This window comes from Bradyrhizobium sp. (assembly GCF_035570375.1).
In the GTDB taxonomy this organism is placed as follows: domain Bacteria; phylum Pseudomonadota; class Alphaproteobacteria; order Rhizobiales; family Xanthobacteraceae; genus Bradyrhizobium.
In genome coordinates this window covers 18,180-37,377 of the sequence record NZ_DATMLW010000026.1, presented here as the reverse complement: position 1 = coordinate 37,377, position 19,198 = coordinate 18,180, and the positions used below count along the sequence as shown (strand labels likewise).

Here is a 19,198-nt window from a genome sequence, read left to right as displayed (position 1 = left end):
TGGCTGCCGGAAAGCCCAAGCTGGTCGCCTTGATCGCCGTCGCTCGCAAGCTGCTCACAATCCTCAACGCCATGCTCAGGACCAAAACGCCATGGCAACCCGCTTGACAGCCAACACAGTCGCTCACCCCAACCCTCTCCCCAACGCGAGAGGGAGCGCACTTTCGCCGAGGTTACAGTTTGGCCTGACTTCATCACGCTTAACGGACGCGCTACGCCGAAATCGCCTTCGCCGACTGGACCTGATTGCGCAGCATGAATTTCTGGATCTTGCCGGTTGAAGTTTTGGGGATGGGACCGAAGACCACCGCCTTTGGCGTCTTGAAACCGGGCAACTGCTCGCGGCAAAAGGCGATGATCTCGGCTTCCGTCGCTGTCGCATTCGGCTTCAGTTCGACGAAGGCGCAGGGCACCTCACCCCATTTGCCGTCCGGCTTGGCGACCACGGCCGCAAACAGTATGGCGGGGTGCTTGTAGAGCACATCCTCGACCTCGACTGATGAGATGTTCTCTCCGCCGGAGATGATGATGTCCTTTGAGCGGTCCTTGATGATGACATAGCCATGCTCATCGAGCACGCCGAGGTCGCCGGTGTGAAACCAGCCACCGGCAAAGGCCTCGTTCGTCGCCTTTTCGTTCCTGAGATAGCCCTTCATCACGATATTGCCACGGAACATCACCTCACCGATAGTTTCGCCGTCGCGTGGCACCTCGCGCATCGTTTCGGGATCGATCACGGTCACCGCTTCCTCAAGCGGGTAGGACACACCCTGCCTGCGCTTGAGCTGCGCGCGTTGATCGGCGGGCAGGTCGTCCCAGCCTGGCTGCTCGGCGCAGACCGAAGCGGGGCCGTAGACTTCGGTCAGGCCGTAGACATGCGTCAACTTGATGCCGATGCTTTCGGCGCCTTCGAGCACGGCCACAGGCGGTGCGGCGCCTGCGATCAGTCCGACCACGGATCGGGCGGCGGATTTCTTCGGCGCATCCGGCGCATTGATCAGCGTATTGTAGACGATTGGCGCGCCGCACATGTGGGTGACGCCGTGCTTTGCGATCAATTCAAAAATCATGCTGGGATCGACCTTGCGCAGGCAGACATTGATGCCGGCCGCGGCCGCAACGGTCCACGGGAAGCACCAGCCGTTGCAATGAAACATCGGCAGCGTCCAGAGGTACACCGGATGCTGACCGAGATTGGCGGCGAGAATGTTGCTCACTGCGTTGAGATAGGCGCCGCGATGGTGCGTGACGACGCCCTTGGGATTGCCCGTCGTGCCCGAGGTGTAACTCAGCGCAATCGCGTCCCACTCATCCTGCGGCGGGCGCGCGATGAAATTTTCGTCGCCTTTTGCCAGCGCTTCTTCATATTCGATCTCGCCGATCCGCTTTCCGCCGGCAAAGGCCTTGTCGTCGACGTCGATGACAAAGGGTTTGCGACCCTTCATCAGGCCCAGCGCCTCCACGATTACCGTCGAAAATTCCGGATCCACCAAAAGGATCCTGGCGCCGCCGTGATCAAGCTGGAAGGCAATCGACGCCGCATCGAGCCGGATGTTCAGTGCGTTGAGCACGGCGCCTGACATCGGAACGGCGAAGTGCAGTTCGTTCATCGCCGGGATGTTGGGCAGCATCGCCGCCACCGTGTCGCCGTAGCCGATGTTTTGGCCTGCGAGCCAGGAGGCGAACCGTCGGCAGCGCGCATAGGTCTCTGACCACGTGAAGACGCGGCCGTCGTAAACCGTGCTGGTGTGATCGCCATAGACCGCCGCCGTGCGTGCGAGAAAGCTCAGCGGCGTCAAGGCCACGAAATTGGCCGGCGTTTTGTCCAGGCCGATGTTGTACTGGTTTGGCTCGCCGCCCATCGGTTCACCTTCCTTTTGAATAACTCGGAGGAACCCGATAGAGATCCACGGAAAAATCGCGACAATGATCAGACCGGCCATCAGGGCCAAAAGATAGCCCCAAATCGCGCGGATGCCTCGGCCGGGTCCGCGCGCCCGATGGCGCAAGCCGCATAATAGCCGACTCCAAACGGCGGGGGCGAACAATCCGATGCCCATCGCAAGGATGATAATCATCGCGTAATGGACCTCGAGGACGCCGACGGCGCGGCGGTCGCGTTCCGCCGCGTAACGATCTCGGCGACGACGAGCAATGCCGCCGGAATTTCGACGAGAAGCCCAATCGATGATTCCTGCTTTCAAGGGAAAGCCTCGCGAAACGGCTTTTCGACTTCGAGCGCAGCGACGCAAGGCCCGGCGACCTTAGGCCCAAGGATGCCCGTACAACACCGCCGGATCGGGCCAGGGCGAATGCGCCGAACCCAGAGGCGGATCGGTGTGTCGTTACGGAGATCAAATCCTTCAAGCGGGCGGGCTTTCAGCGTCACCCATGAACCATCGTCCTCATCACGGGCAAACGAGCGCCAACCGTGTCCTAAACATAAATTTCGAATGCAAGTGTATGATATGACGCATAATAAAATAATTCCATAATATACCTTATGCGAATTCTAGGTTGTCGCTCATCCCCGTCACCAAGTCCAGGAACGCGTCCATTTCGGGTGGAAAACAATTCGGGCCCTGCTGCGTTGGAGCCAGCGTTTTCAGGAGCAGCGTTGATGCTCGGGCACGATGTAGATCGTGCTTTGAACTTGGGAATGGCGCAGTCGACGTCAGCGCGTTGGCGCGCAGTAATAGCAAGGCGCCGGCGCGGGCAGTGAATTGGCCAACAGGCACCAGAGCCTTGCACTCACGCCTCCCCGTCCCTCGGCCCGCACCCCACGCCCTGCTCCGACGCTGGTCTGCTATCGGGAGAGACCTGGTGATCGGACCACCGAACGCGGGTACGATCCTGGATCTCGACGCTCACACGGGCCGTTTGCGGCGTGGAGTACGAGCAGAACCGCAGAGCCGCCGCTTTCGGCAGTCATCGACGCAAATGGGAGGGACCAATGTCAGATCAGGTCAATCCGGATCGCCGCCGTTTTGTCGGGACCGCCGCGATGACGCTCGCCACGGCCGCCTTGAACAGCACTGTCGCGGCGCAACCGGCCAGGAAGGTGCTGGATACGGCCGCCTTCAAGGCAGGGACGAATACGTCATTTCAATCGTTGAAGCAGATTGATGCCGGCCTTCTCAACGTCGGTTTTGCCGAAGCTGGCCCAGCCGGCGGCGAACCGGTCATCCTGCTGCACGGCTGGCCCTACGACATCTACAGCTTTGTCGATGTCGCGCCGTTACTGGCATCGGCCAATTATCGCGTCATCGTGCCATATCTGCGAGGTTATGGCACCACGCGTTTCCTCTCCGACTCGATGATCCGCAACGGCCAACCTTCGGCGCTCGCGCTCGATACGATCGAGTTGATGAATGCGCTTGGAATCGAGAAGGCAACGCTGGCCGGATTCGATTGGGGGGCCCGGAGCGCCGATATCATGGCCGCGCTCTGGCCGGAGCGCTGCAAGGCGCTGGTTTCCGTCAGCGGCTATCTGATCGGAAACCAGCAGGCCGGCAAGATGCCGCTGCCGCCCGAGGCCGAGTTGCAATGGTGGTATCAATTCTACTTCGCGACCGAACGCGGCCGCGCCGGCTATGACAAGTATCGCCGCGAGTTCTCGAAACTGATCTGGCGGCTCGCCTCGCCCAAATGGAATTTCGACGACGCCACCTTCGATCGCAGCGCGAAAGCCTTTGATAATCCCGACCACGTCGCGATCGTGATTCATAATTATCGATGGCGGCTTGGCCTGGCCGAGGGCGAAGCGAGATATGACGACCTTGAAAAGAAGCTCGCCCAGGGCCCGGTCATTGCCGTCCCGACCATCACCATGGAGGGCGACGCCAATGGCGCTCCGCACGCGGAGCCTTCCGCCTATGCCAAAATGTTCACAGGCAAATATTCGCACCGGACCATTGATGGCGGCATTGGACACAATCTGCCCCAGGAGGCGCCGCAAGCCTTTGCGCAAGCGGTTGTCGATGTCATGGCTCAAGGCTGACCCAACGACCTCACCAACCGGCCGCGTGCAGATCGCAAGCCAGCCTGCCCTCCAATCAGGGAGAACGAATATGCGAAAGGTGCTGATCTATGTGGTGCTTGCGATCGTCGTGCTACTGGCGATCGCGCAGTTTGGTCCGTCGCTCGTTTTCGGCAGCGGGATCTATGATGGCAAACACATCCAGCCGCCCGCGCATCGAGACGCAAAGGCGTGAGCAGTTGGCTTGCGCGAGGGGGATCGGAACAAAAGGCCCCCGAAACGGGGGCCTTTTCTTAAACAGCGTCCTTGGCGGCTTTGACTGGCCTTGCCCGAACGATTTTGCGGGCGGGCTTGGCTTTGAACATCATCTCCTCGCCCGTGAACGGGTTGGTGCCCTTTCGCGCCTTGGTCGCCGGCTTCTTGATGACGACGAATTTGGCGAAGCCCGGAACGAGAAAGACGCCGGTCTTCTTCAGCTCCTTGTGGCCGACGTCGACCAGGGACTCCATGACGTTCTTGACGTCACGCTTGGATAGCTCGGTAGCTGTCGCGATTCGCTCAACGAGTTGCGATTTGGAAAGTTGAGTAGCCATTTTGTCTCCTTCGATTCGTGGCCAAGACACAATAGACGAGCGTATTAACCTGCAAGAGCCTTCTGCAAAGCTTATTTCAGAATCCGGGCGACCTATCCACCGTTCGAGGCTCGTTTTTCCGGGATTTTAAGGGGTTTTTTTGAGGTAGGACCCCTGCACACCCTTATTTTAAGGGGTGGAGCGAAGGTCGGGAGTTGGGCACCCCTCCCCTGAACACACTCTCACAGCCTGTCACCCGGAGCGCAATGGGGCTGCCGCCGGCGGGTTTTTCCGCTGTTTTTGCAGTGTGATTTCAGCGCATCCGACTGCTCGCCAGCAGAGCAACGTCACTGTCGACGCCCATTGGCGGGGACCCTTGCCGCAGTTGTCGCCCGCAAGCTTATCAACCGGACGTCACAAATCGTTCGTACCGTTGTGACGCAACTCTGAAAGTTTCCGCGCGGCGATTTCCGTCGCCGTTCGCATGACGAGCTCAGACTGCTTTTTGAGGGGATAAGAGGGATAAGATGAGAAGCAACAAAATGAGAGACACCATAAGGAAGAGTCTGCTTTCCACTGCTGCGATGTTTGCCGTCGCTACGATCGCCTCGATCGGTCCGGTGGCTGCAGACAAGGACGATCACGGCACCAACCCGAACAAGCTGAAGACCGCGACCCCGATCAAGCACCTCGTCGTGATCTTCAACGAGAACCGCTCGTTCGATCATTACTTCGGCACCTATCCGAATGCGCTCAATCCGGAAGGCGAGCCCCGGTTCGAGCCGGCCAAGGACACACCCACCGACATCAACAACCTGCTGTCGAATCCGTCGCTGCTGACCAACAATCCGAACCTGAACCCTGGCAATGGCGTCGGTGCTTCGAACCCCTTCCGCCTCGACCGGACGCAGGCCAACACCAGGTCCCAGAACCACGCCTATACGCCGGAGCAGCTCGCCTCTGACGGCGGCAAAATGGACCTTTTCCCGGCCTGGACTGGCGCCGGCACCGCTGGCGGCGCCGGCGCGTTCGGCACCACGGCTCAGGTGATGGGTATTTTCGACGGCAACACCGTCACCGCATTCTGGAACTACGCCCAGAACTACGCGATGAGCGACAATATGTGGGGTGATACCTTTGGTCCGTCGACACCCGGCCTGCTCAACATGTTCGCCGGCCAGACCAACGGAATCGTGGTGGGTGCTGGCAACAGCTCGAATGCACTCCCCGACGGGCAGGGTGGCGTCACCTTGATCGGCGACATCGATCCGACCTTCGACGTGTGCTCGAGCAAGACCAGCAATGTCTCCTTGGCCGCCAAGAACATCGGCGATCTCCCCAACACTGCCAATGTTCCGTGGGGTTCGTTCTATGGTGGCTTTAACCTGCAAACCGTCAACGCCAACGGCACCAGCGGTTGCGCGCGCAGCACGGTGAGCCCGGTGATCGGCGTTGCCATCCCCGACTACATCCCGCACCACATCTGGAACCAGTACTTCACGTCGACGGCAAACCCGAACCACCTGCGTCCGACCTCGACGAAAGCGATTGGTCACACCTTGGTTCCCGGCACCAACACCGTCGACCCGGCCAATCACAACTACGACCTCGATGATTTCTTCACCGCGGTCGGTTCTGGCAACTTCCCTGCCGTGTCCTTCATCAAGCTGGCGGCCTTCCAGGACGAGCATCCGGGCAACTCCGACCCGCTCGATGCGCGGACCGGCGTGGTCAACCTGATCAACTTCCTGCAGGGGCAGCCGGATTGGGAGTCCACCGCTGTGATCATCACTTACGACGACTCGGACGGCTGGTATGACCATGCGTTCGTGCCGCCCGCCCATGGCTCGTTCTCGACGGCGACCCAGAACGTCCGCAACAACGGCGGGCCGGCGATCCCGGTCGCGGCCGACGAGTTGAACGGCACCGGTGTGTGCGGCGTTCCGGGTACTGCTCCCAACGGCGTCAAGGGTCTGCCGGTCAATGGTCGCTGCGGCGTGGGTCCGCGTCTGCCGTTGCTGGTGATCTCACCCTGGGCCAAGAAGAACCATGTCGACCACACGTTCGTTACACAGGCCTCGGTCCCGCAATTCATCGAGGACAACTGGCTGGATGGTGAGCGTCTCGGTGGTGGCTCCTTCGATGCCACGACCGGTTCGATCATGAGCTTGTTCGACTTCAAAAAGAAGAACAACGTCAAGCTGATCCTCTCTCCGGACACGGGCGAGGTCGTCGAGAAGTCCAAGTGAGCTTAAGCAAGTGAGCTAAGTCAGGATGTTACATCGCACGATTGTGTGGTCCCTCGGCGCCGGCCTTCTGGCCGGCGCCGTCTTTGCAGCCGACCAGCCCAAAAGTTTGCCCGGCGAAAATCCAACGCCGATTCATTTGATCCGACGTCCCGCCCAGCCGTTGTCCGCGATGGCGAAGCTCGGCCGCGACATATTTTTTGACGCGAGCCTGTCGTCGTCGGGCAAGATTTCCTGCGCCTCCTGTCACAGTCCGGATCATGCCTATGGTCCCCCGAACGACGGTCCCGTGATGCTCGGCGGCCCTGACCTGACGCAACCCGGGATACGCGCTGTCCCCTCCTTGACCTATTTGGAGCGCCAGCCGGATTTCAGCATCGGTCCCGAAAAGGAAGACGAGAACGAGAATATCAACCTGGCCCAACAGGCCGAGGCCGGCAAGAGCACCGTGCGCGTGGAGAAGAGCGCGAGCCAGACGGCGCAGAGCGAAAATATCGTGCCGCAAGGCGGTCTGTTCTGGGACGGCCGTGCCGACACCCTGCAAATGCAGGCGGCAGGCCCCCTGCTCGACCGGCGCGAGATGGACGGGGGCAGTATCGAGATCATTGCCGAGAAACTGCGCCATGCGACCTACGCCGGCAAGTTCGCGGTATTGTTTGGCGAGAACATTTACAAGAACACCAATCTACTCGTCGCCGAAGCGACCTTCGCCGTCGGCCGCTACCAGATCGAGGAGCCGAGCTTTCACCGCTACACCAGCAAGTATGATTACTGGCTTGAGGGCAAGGTGCGCCTGAGCGAGAGCGAAATGCGTGGCCTTCGCCTGTTCAATGATCCGGAAAAAGCCAATTGCGCCGGTTGCCATACGTCCAAGCCAAGCCGCGATGGATATCCCCCGCTGTTTACCGATTTCCAGTACGAAGCCTTGGGCGCGCCGCGCAACCACGCGATCGAAGATAACAAAAATCCGCAGCATTTCGATCTCGGGGTATGTGGGCCCATTCGCACCGACATCGCCGACCAGACGCAATTTTGCGGCATGTTCAAGACGCCGACCTTGCGCAACACCGCCATACGCCGCGCCTTCTTCCACAACGGCGTGTTTCGCACATTGCAGGAAGTGATGGATTTCTACAATTTCCGCGACACCAATCCCGAGAAAGTCTATCCGCGCGCGGCCGACGGGACGGTGCAGAAATACGACGACATTCCACTGCACTATCACGCCAATGTCGACGTCAGCGATCCACCCTTCAACCGGCATCTCGGCGATGCGCCGGCAATGACGGCACAGGACGAAGCCGACATCATTGAATTCCTGAAGACCCTGAACGACGGATACGAGCCGGCCACGCTCGCTTCACCGAACTGACACAATCGTTGTGCTGCCGTCGAGAAGCGGACCATCGCCCTGAACGAATGGTCGGTTCCAGCACTCGCCTTTCCCGCCCGGCTCTTCTTTCCACAACTTCCTTTGGTCGATCGATCGGGGAATTTGCACGTGCAATTTTGCCGTCATGCGCCTGAAACAGGCAACCGGCAGAGTTTATGCGGCTCACGCCACATACACCAAAAAAACGCGGAGATAAGTATGTTCTTGAAACAGATGGCCCTTGGCATGTTGGCCGGGGTAGCTCTCAATGCGTCCGCCCAGGCGGCGGACATCGATCATGTGCTTCTGATCAGCGTCGACGGTCTCCATGCGCTCGACGTTGCAAATTTCGTAGAGGCTCATCCAAATTCCGCAATGGCCGAATTGACCGGCCATGCCGTTACGTTTTCCAATGCCCGCATTCCCTTTAACTCCGACTCTTTTCCAGGTCTGCTGGCGCTCGTCACCGGCGGCTCGCCGATTACTACCGGCCTATTTTATGACGTGAGTTACGATCGCACCTTCTTCGATCCGGCCAACACCACCTGCAAAGGCGCGCCCGGCAATTTCATGGTCTTCGATGAGACGATCGATTTGTACAAAGGCGCTGTCTCGCAGAACGTGATCGACCCGACCAAGTTGCCGCGGCGGCTTCTGAACGGCCAATGCGTCCCGGTATTTCCGCATCAGGCCATCAAGACCAATACGATCTTCGAAGTCGTCAAAGCCAAGGGCGGCCGCACCGCGTGGGCGGACAAGCATCCGGCCTACGATCTGGTCAACGGTCCATCGGGGAAAGGCGTGGATGATCTCTTTACGCCGGAAATCACCAACGCTCCTCCGCCCCCCGCGGTTGGGTTCGACGCTACAGTCAGCGTCGATTGCACGGTAGCCAACGACGCGTTGAAGGTGACGGCCATCATCAACGAAATCAATGGACTCACCCATGACGGCAGGCCCGCTGGCGGAGCCCCCGCGGTCTTCGGCATGAACTTCCAGGCGGTCAGCGTCGGACAGAAACTCGCAAAGGACAATTCCGACGGCAGCTGCCCGCAAAGCACTCATAGTGGCCAGCCTGGCGGCTATGTCGACGGCCGGGGCACACCGAGCGCGGTGCTCGCCTTCGGTCTGCAGAAGACCGATGAGGCGCTCGGCGATATGATCAAGGCGCTCAAGAACCGTGGCATCTTCAACTCCACGCTGTTCATTGTCAGCGCCAAGCATGGGCAGTCGCCGATCAACCCGGCCAAAGTCACCAAGCCCGGACATTTCGCCGATCTCGTAGCGTCACTTCCGGATTCCGGCACCGACCCTGGCGCCCAGGCCATTCTCAGCGCCGGAAATTGCCCGACCGGCTCCTGCGGTTTCATCCAGGATGACGACGTCGCGCTGGTCTGGCTGGGCGATCAGAGCAAAACGCAAGCTGCCGTCGATTATCTGAACAAGAACGCCAAGGCCTTGTTCATTGAAGATGCGCTTGCCGGCGATGAAATCGAGCTGAAACTGAACAGCCCGAAACACGATAGCCGCACCCCCGATATTTTCGTGCAGCCGATTTATGGCACGATCTACACGACGTCGGGCAAGAAGAATGCCGAACATGGCGGCATGAGCTTCGCCGACGTCAATGTGGGGCTGGTCGTGTCCAACCCACGCCTGCAAGCGACGACGATCAAAACTCCGGTTCTCACCTCCCAGGTCGCGCCGACGATCCTGCGTGCGCTCGGTATCGATCCGGATGAGCTGAACTCGGTGCGCGTCGAGCACACGACCGTGCTGCCCGGCTTGTTCGATAAGGATTGAGTTCATCCCAGGAGAGTAAAAAGGGCACCGCACTGCGGTGCCCTTTCCGCTTTGCCCGCGCTTTGCCCGATTGCTCGGCAAAGCCAATTCGACCGGAGCGGCTCCTTCGAGGCAAATCGACGATGACTTTGGCCGGCTTCGTTCCTCTGCTAGATTGATCGAGCCTCTCTGTCGCCGGATCAGCTACGCGCTATGGTTATCGCTGCATCGTTTGGATTGCTGTGCCTGCTCAGCGCGATCCTTGCCTGGATCGACATTCGTCACGGAATCATTCCGGACTGGCTGAACCTCGCGATCGCGGGTCTTGGTTTATCGACGGCCTTCTTGACCGGTGGCCCCTCCTCCGGTTTGGAGGCGGCCTGCGAGGGCGCAGTGATCGGCGCGATTTTCTGGCTGCTGAGACGGCTCTACTTCACTTTCAGAAAAGTCCAGGGCCTCGGCCTGGGCGATGTCAAATTCCTGGCGGCAGCCGGAACCTGGGTGGGCGTCACGGGTCTTCCCGTGCTGCTGCTCGTTGCCACGCTGACGGCGCTGATCTGCGCCGGTGTCATGCAGCTGGCCGGGCGGCAATTGAACAGCCAAACGTCCCTGTCATTCGGCCCGTTTCTGGCGATCGGCCTGTTGTTCGCGCTGGGTCTGCAGCAACACTGGAGTTGTTGTTGAGGAAGCCGGCCGAACCAATTGAAATTCGGTATTTGCCTGGCCCGTTATAGCGTTTTCGAGCGAAGTGGATACCGGTTCGCGTGAAGAAAACGCGTCAAAACAAAAGATTAGAGCCTCGGTTCTGATTCAATCAGAACCGAAAAGGCTCTAGCGCCCTGCCCGGTCGGGCCGCGAGTCGGAAGACCGCAGCCTCGGGATGCTTGATGGGATGATCGGCGACCCCGGCGCCGCTTCGCCCGATGGCTGCCCTAATCCCGGCTGTGGCAGCACCAGCCTGACGACCTGTTGGTCTTTCTCCAGCGCCGTTTCGCGCCCCTGCACCGATCGCAGCTTCCAGCCCTGAAATTCCTCGCCGACCTTCAGCCGGATGACCGTCTTGTTCGCCTGATCGAGGAATATTCCGAACCCCTCCTCGTCGCCCGCGATGGTACCGACCAGGCTGAGTTGTGGACGCTCCGGCTCCTTTGGCTTCGGCACGGCGACCACTTTGGGAGCGGTGACGGGCGCGACGGCCGGCGGCGGCGGCCGACGCGAGGGCGAGAAGATCGGCCGTTCGCGCGTCGCCGGGAATTGAGCCAGCGGCATGGCCCACAACGGGTTGGCGCTCAGCGTCCGCTCGGCTGCCGGAGCCGGCGGCGGTGGCGGCGCGGTGACCTGCACCACCGCCGGCCCGGTATCCGCACCGCTCGAGACAGCCAGCAATCTCGATTTCACGCCCTCGCCCTGATCGTCGGGCGCATCAGCGGAAATGGCCGAGATCGATGCCGACGCGCCGCCATACACGCACAGAAAGAGCACCGTGACCCTGACCGCAAGCCGCCGCATCATTTTGCACCCTGCCACTGCCCTGAGACCGCCAGCAGAATTCGCAACTTCCCCTCCCCGGACGAAATCGCCGGGGCCTGGACCGAGAGCTGGTCGATGAACAGAAACGGCATCCCTGCTTCAAGATCGTAAATCAGCGGTTGCAGTGCCGGCTGGTCGAGTTCGCAGCTGGCGATCATGCTGACAAACCCGGCCTTGGCCTGCGTGCCCTGGACATCGAGCTGGGAAGACAGAACGTTGCCGCCAAGCCTGGTCACGGCGCCGGCGACGCGCGCAAGCAGCGCCGCCCCCGCGACCGTGACCGTCGCCCCTTCCAGATACGGCGAGCCGGAGGGCATTGTGGCGTCGGCGGATTGTCCTTTCGCGGTGGGTGTCTTGCGGCCCTCAAGTTGCTCCAGCATGTCCTGGGAGGCCGCAACCGCCGCGCGCTGGGAAAGAATGTCAGCGATCGAGCTTGTTATCATCGCCAGCAGCATGAGCACGAGACCCGCGTAAGCCGTCGCGGCGACGACGGGCGAGGTCAACGATTTTCTCAAGATGGCGGCGAGATTCATGTGCCAGATCCGAAATTCGGCATGATACGGGCCTCGATGTGAAAGCGTTCCCCGGGCTCGTTTTGCGCCCGCGTCGTTGGTGCAAAAAAAGTGGCACGCGCGAATTGCGGTGACCGCTCGATCAAGCGGATCAGGGACGGCGCGTCCTGCGTCATGCCGACGACCTGGACCTTGTCACCTTCGATACGCAGTTCCGTCACGTAAGTGTTGTCGGGTAATGCTCGCGAGAGAGCTTCGAGCACAAGGACGCCCGATGGGCTCATCTGCTTGCGCTTTGCAAGAAGGTCGAATGCCGATCCTGAAGCGCTCGGCGCGAGGTGCAGCGCCACCCGACGTTCCGAAATCCGGCGCATCAGTTGTTGTCGTTCAGAATCCAGATCATTGCCGAGGTAAGCGGCAATGAGCATGGACGCCGCGGCGGCAAGCCCCGTTGACAGTAATGTCAGGCGCAAAATGCGCGGCAGATCCAGAGCGCGGCCCACCACTCTGCGCAGCGGCTGGTGGAACACCCTGATCCTCGCAAGCGTCCCTCCGGCGACCGGATACAGCGCGAATGCGGCTATCGATTCCGCCCCCATGCTCGTTGCAAGCTGAACAAGCGGTTGGATTTGCTGCCTCGATGTCGCGGCCAGCGTGAGTTCAACGCGGTCATTGGCGAGGACAGAAGGAGGGCTCCAGCCGAACACCACATCATCTGGCGTCCAGGGCGTCAGGCGATCGATCTGCGTCCGGATCATGCCGTCGAGGAAGTCAACGGCCTGCTTTGGAAAATCGAGCGATCTAAACAGTAGCTGGCTGGGGGCCATCACGGCCTCCACCCGGCCGCCGCGAAAGGCCGTTTCCCAGGCAGACGATAGTGGCGGAACGGGCCGGCCCTGCACGAGGCGGAAGGAAACGTCAGGCAGGTCTGGACCCTTTCGGACCGACGTCAGCCTCGCCGTGAAGGTTTGATCCTCGCCCTCGCTGAGCAGGATCTGCGACCTTCGCGCATACCGGCCAAGCGCGAAATCGACGGCATTTGCCACTGTCGTGATCCAGCCGTCGAAAACAGCCTTGATTTCGGACATCACCGGCATCAGCTACCTGCCAGCTTGGGTAGTCGATGAACGCTCTCCACATCGTCCTGCCACGACAAAACGCGGTAGGGTTCCTTGCCATCGCCCAATTCGATGACAATTTCCGAAGAAGTTCGGCGGCCATTGTCGAACCGCAGCGTCGTCACGATTCGAAAGGATTTACTCTGCGGGATCCGCGCATTGGTCCGCGCTGAGCCGAGTGCGGCGGCGACTGCAGACGGATCCCGCGGCAACCCGGTCCGCTGATTCAGGAAATCCGTCAGCGCTGCGGGTGTCATCCCGGGCAGCGCGGCGACTACCTCAGGCGGAGCGATGAGGACATCGACGTCCGGCGACCCACTGAACACAGTCATGAAAGGCAAGGCGCGATCGATGAGTTCCGCAGGAACGCCCGCGACGAGGCTGAGTTCGTTGACATGCGCAAACGACGACTGCCGCGGCGCATAGGCGAGACCGGAGGCAGCATACAACGCCTCTTCTTCGTTTGCGGCATTGGCTTTCGGAGGCGTTCGCCAGCCGATGATACGCTCGGCAGCTTCTTTTGCCATCTTTTCCTCGGCACCCAGAACCTCGAACAAGTTCGACAGCATCTCCTTGGGCGCAAGATTGAGATCGACGCGCGCTGCCTCCGATGTAAAGGTGACGAGCGCCTCCGCATGGTCAAGCCGGAAACGGAAAGACCCGCGTGCCGGACGCGCCTTTTCTCCCGCGAGCAGCAATTGATAGGTCGTGAGCTCGACACTGGCCGACACCAGGGCCTCCGCCTGAAGGGAGGTATCGCTGACGGCCAGCGCCCGAGCCGAATTGGACAGGTAAACCGAAAAGATCGTCGCCAACGCCGACAATGCCACGAGGATCCAGAGTACGGCCACAATGACAAAGCCGCGCTCCGTGGATGTGGCCGCCGCGTCCTGCGTCCTCACCTCTCGCCTCCCTGCCCTGTCGCGGCGTTAGCTGCTTGCTGTGGATTCCCCTGAGGATTTGCTTGTGAGCCGGCTTGCGGGCCATTCGGATTGGCTTGCTTGCCGTCGCAGCCCTTGGCCGGTTGTGCGCAATCGCCCTGTGCGGCCGACTGCACGTGAACCGGTGTCACCGTCGAAATCGAAAGGATTCGTTCGCTCGCCGCGTCGCGCACCGTGAGTTTGATGGCGGCAGGAAGCTTTTCCGCATCATGCCAGCTGTTTTTCCAGACCCGGTCCGCGCCTGCATAGGCGAAAGAAAGCCGGAACGGCGCCCGCAGCAACAAGACGGGCTCTCCCAATTGAAGCTGCTCGGAGAGCGACGATCCCACTGGCGAGGGCCTGAACAGTGCCCGCGAACGGACCGTTGCAAATCCAAGCGAGTCGGTCGTTTCGCCGACCCGCACGACATCGAGCCCTGGTCCCGCGTTTGGCCCCAATGCCGTGCGCACGAAAGTGACCGACAACTCCGACCCGTCGAACAAGGGACGGCGGTCCCCGCGATTGGCCGGCACGAATTCGGCGGCGGCAAGGTCGGCCCCAATCCTCTGCAGCGCGATGCCGATCACCTCGCTGCGCTGAATTCGCTCAAAGCCGCGATTCCAGCTTGGAAGCCACTGCGCCGTGAGGCTTGCCAGCGCCGAGAGCACCAGGCCCATCAAGGCCAATGCGATCAGAGTCTCGATCAGCGTAAAACCGCGCTCAAGCGGCCGTTGCCTTGCGATCAAGCCCATCATTTCGCTGACCCGTGGATCAAGCGGACGGTTTTCAGTTCAGACACCGCGCCCGATGGAGAACGGACCTGAATCCTGACCAGCGCGGGAATCCAGGCGACATCCGCGCCCTTGACGGCCCACTCCTCGCCCAATGGTCCGACGTCGATCCTCCACTGAAATTCGTTGAGCTGGCCCGATCTCGCACCAAAGCCGAGCTCGGCATTCGCCGGCACCTCGGCGGTCATTACGGAGCGTGCTGTTTGCATCAGGGTCACATGCTGTTCGAGCGAGCGCACGCCACGCACGTTCGTCGACATCACCGATCCAATCGCCAAAATCGAGACGGCAACGACCGCCAGCGCGATCAGAACCTCGACAATGGTGAAGCCGGCATCGCGACGGTCAATTGATGGCGTAACTGCGTGAGGCAATTTCGATCCTTCCGGTCAGCCAGTTGACACGAATTTCGTAGCCGGCGTCACCACGGCTCAGCGCGATCGACCCGCCGCACGACATTCCGCTGGCAAAGAAGCTGATGGTCGAGAGCGCCTCGTGCCGGCTGCAGGTACGCGGCAACAGCGCTTCAAAATGGACGTCATCCGGAATGCGAACCATGTCCGCGGTCGCGCCGGACCGGATCACGCGGCTTCCGGCGTCGACCAGCGTCGCGACATTCATCCCGCGCCGGATCGCCGCGTTTCGGTCCTCCTTGAGGAGCGTTGCTGCCTGAAGCGCGTAGCCCTGCAGCCGCGATCTTGAGGTGTGGCGCGGAACGTACGGCAACAGGACGGCCGCCATCATGCCTATGAGTGCGAGCACGCACACCATTTCAAGCAAGGTGAAGCCGCTTTGCGAACTCTTACTCATTTCTGGCACTGGTCAGATTTTCAATGGAAATGTCGGCTGCAAGGCCCGTGCCCCCCTCCTGACCATCTGATCCGTACGACACGATGTCGTAGGGTCCGTGTTCTCCCGGCGAGCGATAGACGTAAGGATGGTTCCAGGGGTCGTTCGGCACGGTGCCGCCTTTGAGATATGGTCCGTTCCACGCGGCAATGCCTGGCGTACGCTGTACCAGAACCGCCAGGCCTTCTGCCGAAGAGGGAAAGCGACCGGCATCGAGATAAAACAGGTCGAGCGCGCTCGAAAAACTCTGGATCTGGATCTTTGCGGCCTTGACCTTCGATTCATTGAGATAGTTGAGAACCCGCGGACCGATCAGGCCCATGATCAGGCCGATGATCGTGATGACGACCAGCATCTCGACCAGCGTGAACCCCAGCTCACCTGTCTCATGGCCTTGCTCGAGACTCGAGCCACCGGCGAACTTCCTGCCGGACCGTAGTAATGATTTCATCATGAACCGTCCCCTGCTCTACCCGACCAGTTGTGTAACCGACAGCAGCGCCGTCATCACCGAAACGATCAGTCCTCCCACGACGGCGCTGATGGTGATGATGGCGAGCGGACCGACGATGCCGACGATGCGATCGAGGCTGCGCTGCAATTTCGCTTCATAAAACTCGGCAACCCGGCCTGCCAGCACGGGCAATTGCCCGGTCTCCTCGCCCAATCTCAGCATTCGGACCGCCATCGGCGGCATGTTGCTCGACGCCAGGAGGGCGTCCGAGAGTTTTCCGCCATGACGGACGCGATCGGCGGCAGCTGTCCAGGCTGCGACGCTTCCCGTGACTGCCATGATATCCACGAGGATGCGCAAGGTCGCCGTCAGATTGACGCCACTGCCAAGAAGTACGCCGAGATTCCGGCAGAAAAGACTGGTGCGATAGAACTGAAAGGCGCCTGCCACGCCGGGTACGCTGGACAACGCCGACAAGATCGCGCCGCGCGCGGCTGGACGGCGAAGAAGCCACCACAGGCTCGACAGGAGAAAGGCGGCGGCCAGCATGACGACAACCGCGTTGGCCCTGAGAAATTCCGACAGCTTGATGAAGACACTCAGCGCAGAATCCGATTTTGCACCAAAATCCTGCAGAACAGACGAAAATTGCGGCAGCACGAACAGGATGAAGAACAGCAGGACGCAGACCGCTGCGATCAGCACAAAAGCCGGGTACTGCATCGCGTCCGTCAGTTTTCGGCGTAACTGCTCGGATCGCGCCCGCTCGGTTCCCAGCATCTCAAGCACCGAGTCCAGCGTGCCGGAGACTTCACCGACCCGTACCAGTGCGACATACATCGCAGGGAACAGTGAGGGATGTTCCGCAACCGCGCTTGCAAAACTTTCGCCGCTGAGAATGGAAGCGCGCAATTTGCTGACGATGGGGCGAAGCCGGCCGACATCCGCATCGCTTGCCAGGAGTTCGAGCGCATCGTTCAAGCGCGCACCCGCCTTCAAGAGAAGCGCAAGATCCCTGGTGAAGGTTGTCACTTCCGACGAGCTTGGCCTGCCCCAAAAGCCGAAGGCGCCGCTTGATGCGGCTGCGTTCGCCTTGTCTTCGACGGTTTCGATCGGCAGCAACCGAAGGTATTCGATACGGTGAGCCACTTCTTTCGCCGTCGGCGCCGAGAGCGTGCCATGCACGATCTCGCCGTTCTGCGTCAGGGCTCGATAGCGGAAATTCGGCATGAGTCTCTCACCGCGCAGTTGCGACGCGGAGCAGTTCCGCAGGCGAGGTCAGACCGGCACGACATTTCGCCACGCCGTCGTCAATCATCGTCGTCATCCCGCCTCGGATTGCCGTCTGATCGATTTTCAGCCCGTCGGTCTTTTCCCCGATCAAGTCACGAATCTCGTTGTTGAGTTCGAGGAGCTCGAACACTCCAAGCCGTCCGCGATAACCGGTGCCGCCGCAGCGCTCGCAGCCGCAGGGCGCAAAAAGCGTCTCCCCGCTCTTGAAGCCGAGTTCGCCGAGCCGGGGGTCTTCCGTAAAATCGGCCGCGGTAAGCACCCTTGGCGTCTTGCAGCGATCGCAGAGTTGGCGGACCAGCCGCTGCGCGATCACTGCCCGCAAGGTGGAGCGCAGCAGGTAGCCCTCGACGCCAAGGTCGAGAAGACGCGGCACGGCGGCGGCGGCCGATTCAGTATGCAGCGTGGTCAGGACGAGGTGACCGGTGAGAGCCGCGTGGACGGCCACGTGCGCGGTCTCGGAGTCGCGCACCTCGCCGACCATGATGACGTCCGGATCCTGACGCACGAACGAGCGCAGCGCGGCAGCGAATGTCAGTCCGATCGCGGGCTTGATCTGAGCCTGATTGACGCCGGGTATTTCATATTCGACGGGGTCTTCGATGGTCAGGATTTTGCGACCCGGTTCGTTCAGGATCGACAGCACCGTCGCCAAGGTCGTGGTCTTGCCGCTTCCGGTCGGGCCGGTAACGACGGTCATGCCGTGAGGCAGTTTGAGCAATCGCCTCAGCCTGGTTTCGTCGGGCCGCGAAAATCCAAGCTTTTCGACGACGAGCAAGCCACGATCCTTCGGCAGGATGCGGATGACTGCGGATTCTCCGTGCTGCATCGGCATGATCGCCACACGGATATCGATGTCGGTGCGCCCGATCCGAAGCCGTGCAGAGCCGTCCTGCGGCAGCCGGCGTTCGGCAATATTCAGGTTGGCGATAATCTTGATGCGCGAGATAAGCGCCTGCGGCAATACGCCGGCGGGTGCTGCGACCGGCCGAAGCAAACCGTCAATGCGCATGCGTACCACAAGCCCCGTCTGAAACGGCTCGATGTGAATGTCGCTTGCGCGCTGTTCGACCGCTTTTTCCAGCAAGTCGTTGACGGCGCGAACCACCGGCGCCCCGCTGGCAAGGTCGCGCAGACTTTCGATATCGTCCTCGCGCGGCTGAAGCAGGCCGTCCCCGCCCCCCGCCCCGACATCGTCGTCGCTAAGGCGCCGATCGAGAACCACGTTGAGGTCTTCGATCGAGGCTACCTTGATGGTGACGCTCCGCCTGAGCACGATTTCGGCTGCCCGCAGTGCCGCGCGGTCGGTCGGGTCTGCCACCGCCAGCACCGGGCTTCCATCGGCTGCCTGATAGGGAAAAACCATCATCTCGCGCAGAAAGCGCTGCGAGAAGCCGTCGTTCAAAGCAGGCGCAGATAATATGTCGGCCAACATAACTCGTTCGAGACCAGCAAAGCGCGCCACCTCGTCCGCAAACTCATTGGCGGAGAGGTCGGCCAGCTCCCAAAGCCTGGACCGCTGACGGGCGATGCCGCCCTGTGGCGCCGGCTCGCCATCGACCGCGGCCTTCATCAAATAGTTGTGACGACGAAGATACTCCAGGAATTTCAAGGACTCGTCGCTGGACATCAGTTGTTTCCGTCGCGCCGTTTTCTTCCTGGGCGCCGATCAGCAGACATAACCCATCGTGCCGCCGTTGTCGCCAATTGTCGGCCGCTTAGCGAGTTTATTGATCCGAAAACATGACATCATTACGAAGCGCGAGCGGCTGTCCGCTCACAAG

General features: G+C 60.8%; 18 protein-coding genes and 2 pseudogenes. 7 read left to right on the top strand and 13 right to left on the bottom strand.

Features of this window, described 5'->3' with window-relative positions; genetic code table 11:
• A pseudogene (locus VNX23_RS03455) lies at positions 1–107 on the top strand (IS110 family transposase); the annotation flags it as partial.
• Between the two features lie 104 nt (positions 108–211).
• Here VNX23_RS03455 and VNX23_RS03450 read toward each other — a convergent pair.
• The gene (locus VNX23_RS03450) at positions 212–1,861 is read right to left on the bottom strand and encodes an acyl-CoA synthetase (protein WP_325627778.1); all 1,650 of its coding nucleotides are present in this window, start codon (positions 1,859–1,861) and stop codon (positions 212–214) included.
• Positions 1,862–1,888: 27 nt separating this feature from the next.
• Positions 1,889–2,110, bottom strand: a pseudogene (locus VNX23_RS03445) (TRAP transporter large permease subunit); the annotation flags it as partial.
• 842 nt (positions 2,111–2,952) lie between these two features.
• On the opposite strand from VNX23_RS03445, the gene VNX23_RS03440 reads away from it, so the two are divergent.
• The gene (locus VNX23_RS03440; RefSeq protein WP_325627776.1) at positions 2,953–3,999 is read left to right on the top strand and encodes an alpha/beta hydrolase; all 1,047 of its coding nucleotides are present in this window, start codon (positions 2,953–2,955) and stop codon (positions 3,997–3,999) included.
• Between the two features lie 70 nt (positions 4,000–4,069).
• Complete coding sequence (locus VNX23_RS03435; RefSeq protein ID WP_325627775.1) at positions 4,070–4,213, top strand: hypothetical protein; 144 nt, start codon at positions 4,070–4,072, stop codon at positions 4,211–4,213.
• A 58-nt stretch (positions 4,214–4,271) separates the two neighbouring features.
• Here VNX23_RS03435 and VNX23_RS03430 read toward each other — a convergent pair whose 3' ends face one another.
• Positions 4,272–4,571 carry an HU family DNA-binding protein gene (locus tag VNX23_RS03430; RefSeq protein ID WP_325627774.1) on the bottom strand — a complete coding sequence of 100 codons (300 nt, stop codon included), beginning with the start codon at positions 4,569–4,571 and terminating at the stop codon, positions 4,272–4,274.
• A gap of 599 nt (positions 4,572–5,170) precedes the next feature.
• On the opposite strand from VNX23_RS03430, the gene VNX23_RS03425 reads away from it, so the two are divergent.
• From VNX23_RS03425 to VNX23_RS03410, 4 genes are all read left to right on the top strand, one after another.
• On the top strand, positions 5,171–6,799 hold the full coding sequence (locus VNX23_RS03425) for an alkaline phosphatase family protein (RefSeq protein ID WP_325627773.1): 1,629 nt from the start codon (positions 5,171–5,173) through the stop codon (positions 6,797–6,799).
• A 25-nt stretch (positions 6,800–6,824) separates the two neighbouring features.
• The gene (locus VNX23_RS03420; RefSeq protein WP_325627772.1) at positions 6,825–8,168 is read left to right on the top strand and encodes a cytochrome-c peroxidase; all 1,344 of its coding nucleotides are present in this window, start codon (positions 6,825–6,827) and stop codon (positions 8,166–8,168) included.
• Between the two features lie 219 nt (positions 8,169–8,387).
• The gene (locus tag VNX23_RS03415; protein WP_325627771.1) at positions 8,388–9,971 is read left to right on the top strand and encodes an alkaline phosphatase family protein; all 1,584 of its coding nucleotides are present in this window, start codon (positions 8,388–8,390) and stop codon (positions 9,969–9,971) included.
• A gap of 216 nt (positions 9,972–10,187) precedes the next feature.
• A complete protein-coding gene (locus VNX23_RS03410) occupies positions 10,188–10,634 on the top strand; it encodes an A24 family peptidase (RefSeq protein ID WP_325627770.1) in 447 nt (148 codons plus the stop codon).
• Between the two features lie 147 nt (positions 10,635–10,781).
• Here VNX23_RS03410 and VNX23_RS03405 read toward each other — a convergent pair whose 3' ends face one another.
• The 10 genes from VNX23_RS03405 to VNX23_RS03360 are packed head-to-tail and all read right to left on the bottom strand — an operon-like array spanning position 10,782 to position 19,044.
• Complete coding sequence (locus tag VNX23_RS03405; protein ID WP_325627769.1) at positions 10,782–11,462, bottom strand: hypothetical protein; 681 nt, start codon at positions 11,460–11,462, stop codon at positions 10,782–10,784.
• Positions 11,459–12,013 (bottom strand): type II secretion system protein GspM, encoded by a 555-nt coding sequence (gene gspM, locus VNX23_RS03400; protein ID WP_325627768.1) that lies wholly within the window; start codon positions 12,011–12,013, stop codon positions 11,459–11,461. The genes VNX23_RS03405 and gspM overlap by 4 nt, the downstream gene beginning before the upstream one ends.
• Entirely contained in the window at positions 12,010–13,089 is a 1,080-nt protein-coding gene (locus VNX23_RS03395) for a PilN domain-containing protein (RefSeq protein WP_325627767.1), read from the bottom strand. Before VNX23_RS03395 ends, gspM begins: the two co-directional genes overlap by 4 nt.
• Positions 13,089–14,012, bottom strand: coding sequence for a type II secretion system minor pseudopilin GspK (locus VNX23_RS03390; protein WP_325627766.1), 924 nt, complete (start codon positions 14,010–14,012; stop codon positions 13,089–13,091). The genes VNX23_RS03395 and VNX23_RS03390 overlap by 1 nt, the downstream gene beginning before the upstream one ends.
• Complete coding sequence (locus tag VNX23_RS03385) at positions 14,009–14,785, bottom strand: PulJ/GspJ family protein (RefSeq protein ID WP_325627765.1); 777 nt, start codon at positions 14,783–14,785, stop codon at positions 14,009–14,011. The genes VNX23_RS03390 and VNX23_RS03385 overlap by 4 nt, the downstream gene beginning before the upstream one ends.
• A complete protein-coding gene (locus VNX23_RS03380; protein WP_325627764.1) occupies positions 14,782–15,195 on the bottom strand; it encodes a prepilin-type N-terminal cleavage/methylation domain-containing protein in 414 nt (137 codons plus the stop codon). The genes VNX23_RS03385 and VNX23_RS03380 overlap by 4 nt, the downstream gene beginning before the upstream one ends.
• Positions 15,167–15,631 carry a GspH/FimT family pseudopilin gene (locus VNX23_RS03375; RefSeq protein WP_325627763.1) on the bottom strand — a complete coding sequence of 155 codons (465 nt, stop codon included), beginning with the start codon at positions 15,629–15,631 and terminating at the stop codon, positions 15,167–15,169. The genes VNX23_RS03380 and VNX23_RS03375 overlap by 29 nt, the downstream gene beginning before the upstream one ends.
• Positions 15,624–16,121, bottom strand: coding sequence for a type II secretion system major pseudopilin GspG (gene gspG / locus VNX23_RS03370; RefSeq protein ID WP_325627762.1), 498 nt, complete (start codon positions 16,119–16,121; stop codon positions 15,624–15,626). The genes VNX23_RS03375 and gspG overlap by 8 nt, the downstream gene beginning before the upstream one ends.
• A gap of 18 nt (positions 16,122–16,139) precedes the next feature.
• The gene (locus VNX23_RS03365) at positions 16,140–17,354 is read right to left on the bottom strand and encodes a type II secretion system F family protein (RefSeq protein WP_325627761.1); all 1,215 of its coding nucleotides are present in this window, start codon (positions 17,352–17,354) and stop codon (positions 16,140–16,142) included.
• Positions 17,355–17,361: 7 nt separating this feature from the next.
• On the bottom strand, positions 17,362–19,044 hold the full coding sequence (locus VNX23_RS03360) for a GspE/PulE family protein (protein ID WP_325627760.1): 1,683 nt from the start codon (positions 19,042–19,044) through the stop codon (positions 17,362–17,364).
• Positions 19,045–19,198: the final 154 nt, after the last annotated feature.